This window comes from Alcanivorax profundi (genome assembly GCF_003597125.1).
GTDB classification, from domain to species: domain Bacteria; phylum Pseudomonadota; class Gammaproteobacteria; order Pseudomonadales; family Alcanivoracaceae; genus Alcanivorax; species Alcanivorax profundi.
The window spans coordinates 1-13967 of sequence record NZ_QYYA01000007.1 but is presented as its reverse complement, the minus strand read 5'-3'; the positions used below and the strand labels follow the sequence as shown (position 1 = coordinate 13967).

12 protein-coding genes are annotated in these 13967 nt (G+C 57.8%); 10 read left to right on the top strand and 2 right to left on the bottom strand.

Annotation, left to right across the window (positions count from 1 at the left end; translation table 11 throughout):
• Nucleotides 1–62: 62 nt before the first annotated feature.
• On the top strand, nucleotides 63–2648 hold the full coding sequence (gene clpB, locus D4A39_RS15900; RefSeq protein ID WP_119918537.1) for an ATP-dependent chaperone ClpB: 2586 nt from the start codon (nucleotides 63–65) through the stop codon (nucleotides 2646–2648).
• A gap of 77 nt (nucleotides 2649–2725) precedes the next feature.
• Here clpB and D4A39_RS15895 read toward each other — a convergent pair whose 3' ends face one another.
• The gene (locus D4A39_RS15895; protein ID WP_022986409.1) at nucleotides 2726–3187 is read right to left on the bottom strand and encodes a DUF4124 domain-containing protein; all 462 of its coding nucleotides are present in this window, start codon (nucleotides 3185–3187) and stop codon (nucleotides 2726–2728) included.
• A 457-nt stretch (nucleotides 3188–3644) separates the two neighbouring features.
• Between D4A39_RS15895 and D4A39_RS15890 the strand changes: the two genes are divergently transcribed.
• Both D4A39_RS15890 and ilvN read left to right on the top strand, forming a co-directional pair.
• Nucleotides 3645–5366, top strand: coding sequence for an acetolactate synthase 3 large subunit (locus tag D4A39_RS15890; protein WP_035482587.1), 1722 nt, complete (start codon nucleotides 3645–3647; stop codon nucleotides 5364–5366).
• Nucleotides 5366–5857 (top strand): acetolactate synthase small subunit, encoded by a 492-nt coding sequence (gene ilvN, locus D4A39_RS15885; RefSeq protein WP_022986407.1) that lies wholly within the window; start codon nucleotides 5366–5368, stop codon nucleotides 5855–5857. Before D4A39_RS15890 ends, ilvN begins: the two co-directional genes overlap by 1 nt.
• Before the next feature lie 74 nt (nucleotides 5858–5931).
• Here ilvN and ilvY read toward each other — a convergent pair whose 3' ends face one another.
• Complete coding sequence (gene ilvY, locus D4A39_RS15880) at nucleotides 5932–6816, bottom strand: HTH-type transcriptional activator IlvY (RefSeq protein ID WP_022986775.1); 885 nt, start codon at nucleotides 6814–6816, stop codon at nucleotides 5932–5934.
• A 149-nt stretch (nucleotides 6817–6965) separates the two neighbouring features.
• On the opposite strand from ilvY, the gene ilvC reads away from it, so the two are divergent.
• The 7 genes from ilvC to msrQ all read left to right on the top strand — a co-directional run bounded on the left by ilvC (nucleotide 6966) and on the right by msrQ (nucleotide 13644).
• Entirely contained in the window at nucleotides 6966–7982 is a 1017-nt protein-coding gene (gene ilvC, locus D4A39_RS15875) for a ketol-acid reductoisomerase (RefSeq protein ID WP_031227132.1), read from the top strand.
• A gap of 95 nt (nucleotides 7983–8077) precedes the next feature.
• Complete coding sequence (gene pssA / locus D4A39_RS15870; RefSeq protein WP_022986777.1) at nucleotides 8078–8860, top strand: CDP-diacylglycerol--serine O-phosphatidyltransferase; 783 nt, start codon at nucleotides 8078–8080, stop codon at nucleotides 8858–8860.
• Between the two features lie 75 nt (nucleotides 8861–8935).
• Nucleotides 8936–10312: a CHASE2 domain-containing protein gene (locus D4A39_RS15865; RefSeq protein ID WP_022986778.1), complete on the top strand. Its 1377-nt coding sequence runs from the start codon at nucleotides 8936–8938 to the stop codon at nucleotides 10310–10312.
• A 32-nt stretch (nucleotides 10313–10344) separates the two neighbouring features.
• Entirely contained in the window at nucleotides 10345–11115 is a 771-nt protein-coding gene (locus D4A39_RS15860) for a hypothetical protein (protein ID WP_147393931.1), read from the top strand.
• A gap of 149 nt (nucleotides 11116–11264) precedes the next feature.
• A complete protein-coding gene (locus tag D4A39_RS15855) occupies nucleotides 11265–11942 on the top strand; it encodes a hypothetical protein (RefSeq protein ID WP_147393930.1) in 678 nt (225 codons plus the stop codon).
• A 122-nt stretch (nucleotides 11943–12064) separates the two neighbouring features.
• A complete protein-coding gene (gene msrP / locus D4A39_RS15850) occupies nucleotides 12065–13060 on the top strand; it encodes a protein-methionine-sulfoxide reductase catalytic subunit MsrP (protein WP_022986781.1) in 996 nt (331 codons plus the stop codon).
• Complete coding sequence (msrQ, locus tag D4A39_RS15845; RefSeq protein WP_119918536.1) at nucleotides 13060–13644, top strand: protein-methionine-sulfoxide reductase heme-binding subunit MsrQ; 585 nt, start codon at nucleotides 13060–13062, stop codon at nucleotides 13642–13644. The genes msrP and msrQ overlap by 1 nt, the downstream gene beginning before the upstream one ends.
• Nucleotides 13645–13967: the final 323 nt, after the last annotated feature.

Below are 13967 nucleotides of genomic sequence, written 5' to 3'. Positions count from 1 at the left end.
CGCGCTGGGCTTGCCGTCAGGGAGTCCTTTTGCGGGTCACGACCGGATAGGAGCGTTTACGAATGCGAATGGACAAACTCACTGCGCGGCTGCAGGAAGCCCTGTCGGATGCGCAATCTCTGGCCGTGGGGCAGGGCAATAGCACTATTGAACCGGTTCACCTGATGCTGGCACTGATGCAGCAGCAGGGGGGCGTGGCAAAACCCCTGCTGGAAAAAGCCGGAGCCAATACGGCGGATGTGGTGACCGCGCTCAACATGGCCGTGGACAAACTGCCCACGGTGAGCAATTTCAATGGTGATGTGCAGATGGGGCAAGGCACCGGCCGGCTGTTGAACCTGGCCGACCGTGAAGCCCAACAAAATGGTGACCAGTATCTCTCTTCCGAGGTGGTGCTGCTGGCGGCCTGTGATGACAACGGTGAGCTGGGCAAGCTGCTCAAGCACGCCGGTGTGACCAAGAAGGTGCTGGCGGCCAAGATCGCGGAAGTGCGTGGCGGGGAAACGGTCAATGATCCCAACGCAGAAGACAAGCGCGAAGCACTGGATAAATACACCGTGAATCTCACCGAGCGCGCCGAGTCCGGCAAGCTCGATCCGGTGATTGGCCGCGACGATGAGATTCGCCGCACGATCCAGGTGTTGCAGCGTCGTACCAAGAATAACCCGGTGCTGATCGGTGAGCCCGGTGTGGGCAAGACCGCGATCGTCGAGGGCTTGGCCCAGCGCATCATCAATGGCGAGGTGCCGGAGGGGCTCAAGGACAAGCAGGTGTTGTCGCTGGATATGGCGGCGCTGATCGCCGGTGCCAAATACCGGGGTGAATTCGAAGAGCGCCTCAAGGCGGTGCTCAACGAGTTGGCGAAGCAGGAGGGGCGCATCATCCTGTTCATTGATGAGCTGCATACCATGGTCGGCGCTGGCAAGGGCGAAGGTTCCATGGATGCCGGCAACATGCTCAAGCCCGCGTTGGCCCGCGGCGAGCTGCATTGTGTCGGGGCGACCACGCTGGATGAGTATCGCCAGTACATTGAAAAAGATGCCGCCCTGGAGCGTCGCTTCCAGAAGGTGCAGGTGGATGAGCCCACCGTGGAAGACACCATTGCCATTCTGCGTGGCCTGAAAGAGCGCTACGAAGTGCACCATGGTGTGGACATTACCGACAGCGCCATCATTGCCGCGGCGCGTCTGAGTCACCGCTATATCACCGACCGTCAGCTGCCGGACAAGGCCATCGATCTGATTGACGAGGCGGGCAGTCGTATCCGCATGGAAATTGATTCCATGCCGGAAGAAATGGACCGTCTTGATCGTCGTCTGATTCAGCTCAAGATGGAACGTGAAGCCCTGCGCAAAGAGGAAGACGAGGCCAGCAAGAAGCGTCTTGAAAAGCTCGAAGGCGACATCGACGAACTGGAAAAACAGTATGCCGACCTGGAAGAAATCTGGCAGGCGGAAAAAGCGGCCTTGCAGGGTGCCCAGGAGTACAAGGCGGAGCTGGAGCAGGCCCGTGTGGAGCTGGAGCAGGCGCGCCGGGCGGGTGACTTGAATCGTATGTCCGAGCTGCAGTACGGCGTGATCCCGGATCTGGAGAAGAAGGTGCAGGCGGCTCAGGACCAGGAAGAGCAGCAGGCCCAGACCGAGAACCAGTTGCTGCGTAACAAGGTTACCGACGAGGAAATTGCCGAGGTCGTTTCCAAGTGGACCGGGATTCCGGTGTCCAAGATGCTGGAGGGCGAGCGCGACAAGCTGCTACGCATGGAAGAGGCCTTGCATGGCCGGGTGGTGGGGCAGAACGAAGCTGTGGAAGCCGTTTCCAATGCGGTGCGTCGTTCCCGTGCCGGGCTGTCTGACCCCGATCGTCCCAACGGCAGTTTCCTGTTCCTGGGCCCCACTGGGGTTGGCAAGACCGAGCTGTGCAAGGCGCTGGCCAACTTCCTGTTCGATACCGAAGAAGCCATGGTGCGTATCGACATGTCCGAGTTCATGGAGAAGCATTCCGTGGCCCGGCTGGTGGGGGCTCCCCCAGGCTATGTCGGCTATGAAGAAGGCGGTTACCTGACCGAAGCGGTGCGTCGCAAGCCTTACTCGGTGGTGTTGCTGGACGAGGTGGAGAAGGCTCACCCGGATGTCTTCAACATTCTGTTGCAGGTGCTGGATGATGGTCGCCTGACCGATGGTCAGGGCCGTACGGTGGATTTCCGCAATACGGTGGTGGTGATGACCTCCAACCTGGGGTCGGATCTGATTCAGACCCTGGCCAGTGGCGGAGATTACGAGGCCATGAAGTCCGCGGTGATGGAGGTAGTGGGCAATCATTTCCGCCCTGAATTCATCAATCGGGTGGACGAAACGGTGGTGTTCCACCCCCTGGAGAAAGACCAGCTCAAGGGAATCGCCTCCATCCAGCTGGAGTACCTGCGCAAGCGTTTGGCGGAGAGAGAGATTCGTCTGGAGCTCAGCGATGCCGCCTTGGGCAAGTTGGTGGATGCAGGGTTCGACCCGGTCTACGGCGCCCGACCACTCAAGCGGGCCATTCAGCAGCAGCTGGAAAACCCCCTGGCCCAGGCGTTATTGCGGGGCGAATACGCGGCAGGCGATGTGGTTCGGGTCGAGGTAGAGGACGAACAGTTTCTGTTTAGCCATTGAGTCCCTGTTAAGCCCCTAAATCAGAAAAGGCCGCAATCATGCGGCCTTTTCTGTGTGTTTTCCTTGCGGAATAGGTGTCACTTCCCCTGGCACTGATTCAGCGCTTCCTGGGTTTCCACGATCATTTTATTGCGCGCTTCCTGATCGAGGACTTCCATTTCTCCGGTTTCCGGGTTTTCCTGGCGAACAATGGGTTTGTTCTTGAGGGTATCCAGATTTTTCTGGTGCTGTTCGCAACGCTCTCGGGCCACCGCATCGGGTTCCGTTTCCATGCGCTTTTTCTCTTCGGCGCGCTGCTCATCCGCGGCTTTGGCCCGGGCGGAGGCTTCGCGTTTGGCGTTCAGGCTATCAATGGCGCGTTCCTGGTCTGAACTTGCGCTGGTACGCGTGTTGACCTCAATGGCTTGTACACCCAGCGGAGGGGATGCGCCGTAGTGAGTGACTCCGTTGTCATCTACCCACTTATAGAATTTGGCGGCGGAGCTTAGGCTGGCAAGGGTGAGCAAGGCGCCCCCTAAGAACAGGCAGAATCTGGTCATAGTGTCGGTCTTCTTATGGTTTTGCAGGGTCCGTAAGACTTTAGCATGAACCGGGAAAGGGCATTTCTGCAAGTCCGGCCCGACCAAGGGCTTTGAATCGTCGCACATTTCTGACAAAATTGAGTCTTTCCGGAGATCGGGACCCGCATTTGCTTACCGGTAAATGTGTGGCCGGGACCCGGGGCATCGTTACCGCGATGTCCGGTCAGCAGTATCACTGCACTCTCGTCCCGCTGTGGGAGCCTCCGGAGGATTCTGTTTTCTTGCGGGGTTGCTCCGTCTTCTCCTCTGAATCCAGCGCCTCCAGTTTGCCTCTCTGCCTGCGTCTGCGTCGGCCACCTCCGACGGGACTTCAGAATGCCCAACTATGGCGTTCTCTCTGCAGGTCTCCAGCACGTCGTCCTGCCCCCGGTGTCGGGAAGCAGGGGTTATGCATTCTGATTTAGAGGTAGCAACCGTGGAAATGTTATCCGGCGCGGAAATGGTGGTCCGTGCGTTGCAAGACGAGGGGGTGGAGTACATCTTCGGGTATCCCGGAGGGTCCGTACTGCACATTTACGATGCCCTGTTCCAGCAGGAAAAGGTAAACCATATTCTGGTGCGTCACGAGCAGGCTGCGACTCATGCGGCGGATGGTTACGCCCGTGCCACCGGCAAACCGGGTGTGGTCATGGTGACCTCTGGCCCGGGCGCCACCAATGCCATCACCGGTCTGGCCACTGCGTTCATGGATTCCATTCCCATGGTGGTGTTGTCCGGGCAGGTCCGTTCCGACTGGATCGGCGATGACGCCTTCCAGGAAACCGACATGATCGGCGTATCCCGTCCGGTGGTGAAGCACAGCTTTATGGTCCGTGATGCCAAAGACATCCCGGAGATCATGAAAAAGGCGTTCTATATTGCCACCACTGGCCGCCCCGGCCCGGTTCTGGTTGATATCCCCAAGGATCAGACCGCGCCTAACGTGAAGAACCCCTACGAATACCCAAAGAAAGTGAAGATGCGTTCCTACGCACCGGTCAGCCGTGGCCATTCCGGCCAGATCCGCAAGGCGGTGGAAGAGCTGATGAAAGCCAAGCGCCCGGTCATCTATGCCGGCGGTGGTGTGGTGCAGGGGGAGGGCAGCGAACTGCTGACCAGGCTGGCGCATCGTCTTAACTTCCCGGTGACCAATACCCTGATGGGGCTTGGTGGTTTCCCCGGAACGGACAAGCAGAACGTGGGCATGCTGGGCATGCATGGCACCTATGAAGCCAACATGACCATGCACAATTCCGACGTGATTCTTGCCGTGGGTGCACGCCTGGACGACCGGGTGACCAACAATGTGAAGAAGTTCTGCCCGGGTGCCAAGATCATCCACATCGATATCGACCCGGCTACTATCTCCAAGAACGTGATGGCGCATATCCCCATCGTTGGCCCGGTAGATCAGGTGCTGGAAGAAATGCTGGCCGCGCTGGATGAGCACGGTGGCGAGCCGGACCAGAAGGCGCTGGAGCGCTGGTGGGAAGAAATTGCCGGCTGGCGCAAGGTTCATGGCATGCGCTATGAGACCAACGAAGACGGTCCCATGAAGCCTCAGCAGGTGGTGGAAGCGCTGTATAAGGCCACTCAGGGTGATGCCTACGTGACCTCCGATGTGGGGCAGCACCAGATGTTCGCGGCCCAGTACTACCAGTACGACAAGCCTCGTCGCTGGATCAACTCCGGTGGTCTGGGCACCATGGGTTTCGGTCTGCCAGCGGCCATGGGTGTGCAGTTTGCGTTCCCGGAGGCCACGGTGGCGTGTGTTACCGGTGAAGGCTCTATCCAGATGAACATCCAGGAGCTCTCCACCTGCCTGCAGTACGGCCTGCCGGTGAAGATCATCAACATCAACAACCAGGCGTTGGGCATGGTGCGTCAGTGGCAGGACATGCAGTACGGTGGCCGCCACAGCCAGTCCTACATGGAGTCCTTGCCTGACTTTGTGGCCCTGGCAGAAGCCTACGGCCATGTGGGTATGAAGGTGACCAAGTTCGAGGACCTGGAAGGGGCCATGAACGAAGCCTTCGCCCTGAAGGATCGTCTGGTATTCATGGATATCTATGTTGACCCCACCGAGCACGTTTACCCGATGCAGATTGCTGACGGTTCCATGCGCGACATGTGGCTGAGCAAGACGGAGCGGACCTGATGCGTCGAATTATTTCTATCCTCATGGAAAACGAACCTGGCGCCCTGAGCCGGGTCATCGGTCTGTTCTCCCAGCGTGGCTATAACATCGACACCCTGTCGGTGGCCCCGACGGAAGACAAGACCCTGTCTCGCCTGACCCTGACCACCTTCGGTGATGACCTGAAGATTGAGCAGATCACCAAGCACCTGAACAAGCTGATCGAGGTGGTCAAGCTGGTTGACCTGACCGAAGGGGCCCACATCGAGCGTGAACTGATGCTCATCAAGGTGAAGGCCACCGGCGCTCAGCGTGCCGAGGTGAAGCGCAGTGTGGATATCTTCCGTGGCCAGATCGTGGATGTGACCAGTACCGTCTACACCATCCAGCTAACGGGTGCCTCTGACAAACTGGATGCCTTTATCGGTGCCATTGGGGAAACCCAGGTACTGGAAGTGGTGCGTTCCGGTGTGTCCGGGATCTCCCGGGGTGAGAAGGTGTTGAGCCTGTAAAGACTCACACCGCCCACAAAAAAGCCGCTCACGTTAGAGCGGCTTTTTTGTGGGCGGTGTGTTGCGCGAAAGCGTCATTCGGCCACCTGTGACCAGAAGGCGTTAATCAGCGGTTCTTCCTTGCGGCGCTCCTGTGTAAAGAGGCCCACTTCATAGGGCGCCAGAGCGGGTTGGACGTCCAGTGTCCGGGTGCGTCCTGCCAGTGGGCTGTTGTCGAGCACAATCTTGGGCACTACCCCGACCCCAAACCCCAGACTCACCATGCTGACGATGGCCTCGTTGCCGCCGACCTGAGCATAAATATGGGGTTTGACCCCCAGTTGCCGAAACCATCGATCCACGCGTTCCCTGGCCAGGCCTTCTTCAGAAAGGATCATGGGGGTGTCTTCCCAGGCGCTTTTGCTGGCGGTGCCGCTGAGGTGTTCCGCCAGTTGGGCCTGCCCGGCCTGGGCAATGAACAGCAAGGGCGAGCGGGCGATGGGGCGAAAGGCAATCCCGGTTGGCAGGTGGTCGGGCCTGGCGCCGATGGCGATATCCTCTTCGCCCTGCTGCACCCGGTGCACGGCTTGTGCCGGGTCCCCGGTGTGCAGTTTCAGTTCAATGCGCGGGTACTGGTGGCGGAAACTGCTGAGCAGGTCATACAGGAAGCTGTAGCTGGCGGTCACCGAACAATACAGGCTCAACTCGCCCTGTAACACGCGGCGGTCTTCCTGCAAGGCGTGGCGCAGGTTGTCCCAGCGGGTGAGGGTGTCGCGGGCATATTCCTGAAAACGCTGCCCTTCGCGGGTCAGTGTGACACTGCGATTGTCCCGGTAGAACAGCGCGGCTCCCAGCTCGTCTTCCAATTGTTGAATGGTGCGGCTGAGCGTGGAGGGGCTCACGTGGCACATGCTGCTGGCCCGGCCGAAGTGCAGGGTGTCTGCCAGGGTCAGGAACAGGCGAAGGGGTTTGGTATCCATGGCTGTGTTTCTTTAATCGCAATGCAATGTTTCAAATATATCATTTTACGCAATGCGACAGATAGCCTAGAGTGGCTGGCCTGTTCGGGGCCGTACCCTCGGCCTCGCCACCGTTTTCTTCACCCCCAGAAAGAGCCAGAACTATGAGCATGCAAGTTTACTACGACAAGGATTGTGACCTTTCCATCATCCAGGGCAAGAAAGTGGCCATCATCGGCTACGGTTCCCAGGGCCACGCCCATGCCTGCAACCTGAACGATTCCGGTGTCGACGTGACCGTGGGTCTGCGTCCTGGCTCTTCTTCTATCGCCAAGGCTGAAGCCCACGGCCTGAAAGTGAGCGACGTACCTTCTGCCGTTGCTGCTGCTGACGTGGTGATGATCCTGACTCCCGATGAGTTCCAGGCTCAGCTGTACAAGGCTGAAATCGAGCCGAACCTGAAGGAAGGCGCGACCCTGGCGTTCGCCCACGGTTTTGCTATCCACTATAACCAGATCGTGCCGCGCGCTGATCTGGACGTGATCATGATCGCCCCGAAAGCGCCGGGTCACACCGTGCGTACCGAGTTCACCAAGGGTGGCGGTATTCCTGACCTGATCGCGATCTTCCAGGACGCTTCTGGCAACGCCAAGAACGTTGCCCTGTCTTACGCTTCCGGCGTGGGCGGCGGCCGTACCGGTATCATCGAAACCACCTTCAAGGACGAGACTGAAACCGATCTGTTCGGTGAGCAGGCGGTACTGTGTGGTGGTGCGGTAGAGCTGGTGAAAGCCGGTTTTGAAACCCTGACCGAAGCCGGCTACGCGCCGGAAATGGCCTACTTCGAGTGTCTGCACGAGCTGAAGCTGATCGTCGACCTGATGTACGAAGGTGGCATCGCCAACATGAACTACTCCATCTCCAACAACGCGGAGTACGGTGAGTACGTGACTGGCCCGGAAGTGATCAACGACGAATCCCGTGCTGCCATGCGCAACGCCCTGAAGCGCATCCAGAGCGGTGAGTACGCCAAGATGTTCATCGCCGAAGGCGCTCACAACTACCCGTCCATGACCGCAGCTCGTCGCAACAACGCGGCTCACCCCATCGAGCAAGTGGGTGAGAAGCTGCGTGGCATGATGCCGTGGATCAAGGCGAACCAGATCGTCGACAAGAGCAAAAACTAAGCTTTTGTGACGATCACAAAAACGCGGCTTCGGCCGCGTTTTTTGTTTTCGGGGGGTGCGTTACACTAGCCTCATCATCTTTGGGACGGATTTCCATGCAGGACAACGACAAGACAACTACCCCACCTCAGGAAACCTTTGAAGTGGTGGAGGCCGAACAGCGTACCGGTGCCCGCCACAAAGGGGTTTACCTGTTGCCGAACCTGTTCACTACCGGGGCCCTGTTCGCCGGCTTTTATGCCATCGTGGCGGCCATGAACGGGCTGTTCGAGAACGCAGCGCTGGGCATCATTGTGGCCGGCATTCTCGATGGCATGGATGGCGGTGTTGCCCGCCTGACCAACACCCAGAGCAAGTTCGGGGCAGAGTATGACTCGCTTTCCGACTGTGTGGCTTTCGGTGTGGCGCCGGGACTGGTGGCCTATTCCTGGGCGCTGTCCGGGCTGGGCAAGTTTGGCTGGATGGCCGCCTTCATCTACGTTGCATGTGCTGCACTGCGTCTGGCGCGCTTCAACGTACAGGCCGAATCGACCGACAAGCGTTTTTTTATCGGGCTGCCCAGTCCGACCGGGGCCGGCTTGGTGGCTACCATGGTGTGGTTGGGGGCGAGTCGCGGTATTGAGGGGAGTGACGTATCCTGGCTGGTAGCCTTCATGGTCGCCGGTGCGGGCCTTTTGATGGTGTCCTCGGTGAAGTATCACTCCTTCAAGGAATTCCACATTGGCCGGGTGCCGTTCAAGGTATTGTTGGGCGTGATTATTGCTTTTGCCATTGTGTTTCTGGATCCTCCTCTGGTGCTGCTTTCTGCTGCTGTGATTTATGTGGTGGTGGGCCTGATGATGAGCTTGTGGCACTTACGCAAGGGTGTCGGCGCCTAGCGCTTACTGATATCTGGCTGGCCTGGGAGTGCACTGAGGGGGTAGCCAGTATTTCGCCAATGGCAGGAAGGGAACATGACTAAAAGCGGGCCCTCTGCTGTTGCCGCGCTGTACCACTGGGTTCACGGAAAGTGGACGCTGCTGCCTGCCCGATGGCGGCCTTTCGTTGTCAACTTGTTGGTGGGAATGGCGATTGTGGTGTGGATTCACCTCAATCCTGATAGTTCCATGGTGAAACGGCAGCAGGACCGGGGCCTGGATTGGCTGTCACGAATGGTCACCAACACGCCGTATGCGCCTCAGCCCGATCAGCCTGTCGTAATGGTTGATGTCGATTCTGCAACCTATGCCCAGTGGGGTGAGCCCTGGTTAACGCCTGCGGACAGGATTGCCCGTATTATTGCGCTTTTGCTTGACGCCGAACCCGCGCAAATCCTCGTGGATTTCGACCTCAGCCGTCGTACGGATCTGGCTCCCTTGGCTGACATCTTGTCGCGCCATCAGGGGGGTAAGGCGGCCAAGACCCAATTGATTTTCATGAAAACCCAGGCCTCCTTGCTGCCGGCCAACAGCAGATTGCCGGCTTTTCGTGATTCCGCGCTGGATGAGCTGGTTGCTTCCAATGACAATCTGCATTGGGCTGCGCCGCTTTACCGCCCTGATCCTGACGGTGTGATTCGCCATTGGCAGTTGGTCATCGGCGGATGCGAGAACGATAGATTAGTATTGCTGCCGTCTGTGCAGCTGCTTTCCGTGATGCTGAGCGATGGCGTAGACAAGTCGCTGGAGGCATTGTTGGCGCCCGATCAGCAGGGTTGTCTTGCCATGCCGCACTTCTCCGGGCGGATTGTCCTCGGTTCAGGCAAACAGATTGATTTGGCGGGAGAGCAATTGCAGCACCGCATTGTATTTGCCCTGCCGCCAAACCCTGAATCGGGTTATTTCCCCGTTGACTGGCAAGGCAGGGCTGTTCCAGCGCTGACGATTCTGTCTGCACGCGATGTGCTTGCCGCAAAGCGTTTTTCGACTGGAGGCCTGCTGACCGGTGCAATCGTGATTATCGGCGCCAGTCATCGCGATTCCGGTGATATTCATCTGACGCCAGTCGGACAAATGCCGGGCTCACTGGTTCTTGCAAACAGCATTACCGCTTTGCAGGGGTTGGATCAGGTGCAGCGCCCACCGTTTGTGCTGATCCTGCTGGTCGATCTGTTATTAATACTCGGGGTTTCATGGTTGTTTGTTGTGATGTCCCCGTTTGCGGCCACCCTTGTCAGTTCTGCCGTTATCGCTCTGTTGGTTGTGCCCTTCAGTTTGCTGGCGTTCAGTCAGGGTGTATGGCTGGATTTCGCGTTGCCAATTCTCGCCGTGCAAATGAGGAGCGTGTTTGCAAAAGCGACGTTTAGCTATCACAAGGTACGGCGAAAAGGCATAAAGGGGGTGCTGAAGTGAGGGAATTCAGGGCATTGATGCTGGCGGTTGTGATGGTTTTGCCGTCCCTGGTAGCGGCAGGCCAGGCGGTTGGGGTGATTGTGGCGGCGAACAATCCCGATCTTGCCACGATTGCGGGTGATGACGAGCGCCCAGCCAGTTTGTTCGCGGTCATTCAACCCGGGGAGCGTGTTCTTGTTGCTCCTGGTGGCAAAGTCACTATCCGCTATGCAGGGGAAGATGTGGAGGTCAGCCCGGCAAACAGCCCTTATCGTCTCCCTGTCGAAGCGTCAGGAGACACCGTGGCGGGCAACATGCTGGACTGGGCCCTTTCGGTTCTCGGGGCGACGGATGCTGAGCGTGAGGAGCCGTTGACAGTTGCCATGGCATCGCGCGGGTTTCAATCGCTCTCCCTTTACTACGTCTCTCCCTTCGACAATCGCCTGCAGCGCCGTGATCAAATGATTCTGATTCATGAGCGTGGTGCGAAGGTGGACTCTGTGCGGGTGGACGGTTTCGGGCAAGATTTGCCCCTTACACCCGGGCAAGCTGGTATGACAGTGGTGGATATGCGTGCGTTGCCGGCGGGCAATTACTTAGTGCATGTGTGTGCGGGGCAGCGCTGTCTTCCTGTCTCTCTGAACTGGATGGATCCGCTGCAAAAAAAAGGGGGGGAGGTGTCCGTGTTACCTGAACTGGCGGCGCTGGCCTTGATCCGTGATGGTGACGGGCTTGAGCTTGAGGGGGTGCAGCAGTTGTGGTCCATTCGCGCTTCCACTGAGCTGGCAAGTGCGCTTTTTACACGCCTAATTCCTGTGGAATAAAAGCCGATCTGTGTTTATCCCTCAAATGGGGGATGCGGCTGCGGGGGCGGCTGGGATATAACGAGTCGGTTGGGCGGTGGCTGATAACAGACTGCCCTGGTTGCGGATTATGCCGGTGTCTGGCCGGATTCAGGTGAGAGGGGAAGGTCATGAAAAAGACGATGATTACGCTGTCGGTGTTGGCTGCTGTGGTGGCGCCGGGCCAAGTGATTGCGGACAAGAAAGTCGGTGAGAATCTGGACACGGAGACCAAGGTGGAATCCAGTCCAGCCATGGATGCGCTCAGTCTCTCGGCGAGTCTGGAAGCGATAGGGCGAGAGAAGAAGGATGCGCTACTACTGGCTGCGGCTTTGCGTCTGCAGCAGTCCGTTGCCGTGGACAGTGAATCTCGTGACAAAACGGTGGAAGGGGTGAGTGACAAACCTTCGCAAAAACCGGATCAGGTCGCTCTGGCCGAACTCGCCAAACAGTACGCTGGCGAGAATCCGCTTCTTCTTTCCGTTGTCGCAATGGCTAGTGATACGGTGGTTTCCCGCGGGGCGCATTATGGTGCCATTGGGCATCATGATCGTGTCTATGCCGGAACTACGGATGTCTACGACATTACCTTCACCGGAGGGCGTCAAGCTGAAATCCTGATCCGGGGGGATGGTGATACCGATCTTGATTTGTTTGTGTTTGACGAAAACGGGAATGCGATTTGCTCCGATACCATGCGGGACGATCGTCCGTACTGCGCCTGGAATCCCAGATGGACCGGTGAGTTTCAGGTTCAGGTGAAGAACCTGGGGCCCGTGTATAACAATTATGTGTTGCTGACCAACTAATAGAAAGGCAGCGCATGCTGCGTGTAACAATGGTCATCCTGTGACATCAAAAAAGGGCGTCTTCACAAAGGCGCCCTTTTTTATGGTTACTCTGTTCTCATGCCAGCTAACCGGGAGCTGTGATGATTATTCGCCACAAAGACCTTTCTGAGCCCAAAAGCCACGAAATTACGCCTGAATCAGTGTATCTCAAGCGTCGCGAGTTGATGATGCTTGGTGGGTTGGCAAGCTTGTTCGGCGTCTTGCCTGGTTGGGCTCATGCGATTAACTCCGTGGGTGAAGACGCTTCCAGGCCTCGCTGGCTGAAAGACCAAGTGGCCAAGGCGAAGGAGGTGAAGTCCGGGGCGGATGAGTCGCTAACGCCCTATCAGGATGTGACCGGATATAACAATTTCTATGAATTTGGCACCGGTAAGACGGACCCGGCGGATAATGCTCATACGCTGCAGACGGACCCGTGGACCGTCACCGTCGCCGGCGAGGTTGAAAAGCCGGGTGACTATCCGCTGGAGACCCTGCTTGAGGGGCTGACACTGGAAGAGCGCATCTACCGGCTGCGTTGTGTCGAAGCGTGGTCCATGGTCATTCCCTGGATCGGGGTGCCTCTGGCCGCCATACTCAAAAAGGTGCAGCCGACCAGTAAGGCGAAATATGTGGCCTTCACTAGCCTCGCAGACCCGGAGCAGATGCCGGGAGTGAAATCCCCCTTCACCGGCATTGATTGGCCCTACCGGGAAGGGTTGAGGCTGGATGAGGCGATGCATCCCCTGACATTGATGGCTGTTGGCCTCTATGGGCGAACGCTACCCAATCAGAATGGTGCGCCGTTTCGGTTGGTCGTGCCGTGGAAATACGGTTTCAAGTCCATCAAGTCCATTGTCAGAATCGAACTGACCGAGAGCGAACCTGCCACCACCTGGAACATGCTGGCGCCAGGGGAATATGGCTTTTATGCCAACGTTAACCCGGAAGTTGATCATCCTCGCTGGTCGCAGAGCCGTGAGCGCCGCTTGCCCAATTCCTTTTTCGACCCGAACTGGGTGCCAACCCGCATGTTCAATGGCTATGAGCAGGTCGCCTCGCTCTACAAAGGCATGGACCTGAAGCGGAATTATTGATGAAAACCCGCTATTGGACCTGGCTGGGATGGCCATTGGGGGCGGCGCCCCTGGCATGGCTGGTATTGGAGGCGGCCAGTGGACAGTTGGGGCCCGACCCGGCTGAGGTGTTTGTGGAGCGCCTGGGCTGGTGGGCTCTGGTGCTGTTGCTGACCTGTCTGACCATGCGGCCCGCGGCACAGCTACTGAGGGTTCCGGGTCTGGTGGTCTGGCGGCGCACCTTTGGGGTGTGGGCATTTGGCTATGTCAGTCTGCACTTTCTTGCCTGGGCAACCTTGTTGCTGGGCTGGGATCCAAACTATCTTGGGGAGGAGCTTGGCAAGCGGCCCTATATCATTGTTGGTTTGCTTGGCTGGCTGGCAATGTGGCCATTGGCGGCAACCAGTACACGCAAGGCCCGTCGTCGCATGGGCGCGCGGTGGGCGAAATTGCACCGTTTGGTCTTTCCGGCTGTCATCTTGGGGGTGGTACACCAGAGCTGGGTACAGAAATCCGGCTACGGGGAGACCCTGATCTTTGCGCTTGTTCTGGCGATGCTGTTGATTTATCGCGGCCTGAAAGATCACAGGTTGAGCAACAAATAGCCGAAAAAGGGGGTTTTCGGCGCTTTTTTGCACTCCATGCTTAAAAGGTGACCGTTTGATAAAAAAGTCGTGAAAAAAGTGTTGACGGTTCTCCGGAAATCTCTAGAATGCGCCCCCACAACGACGGCGGACACGGCAACACGCCAACGACGCAGTCGGGAAGCAAACAGCTTCCAAGCTCTTTAACAATCAGGCAAGCAAACGTGTGGGACCTGTTTGGGATTGGATCTTTAAGAGATATCAGTTCTGAACGAGTCAACAAGTTTTTGTTAATTCAGATGACGAACTGAGCATGTATTAAGTGCTCCTTCTTCGGAAGGCCA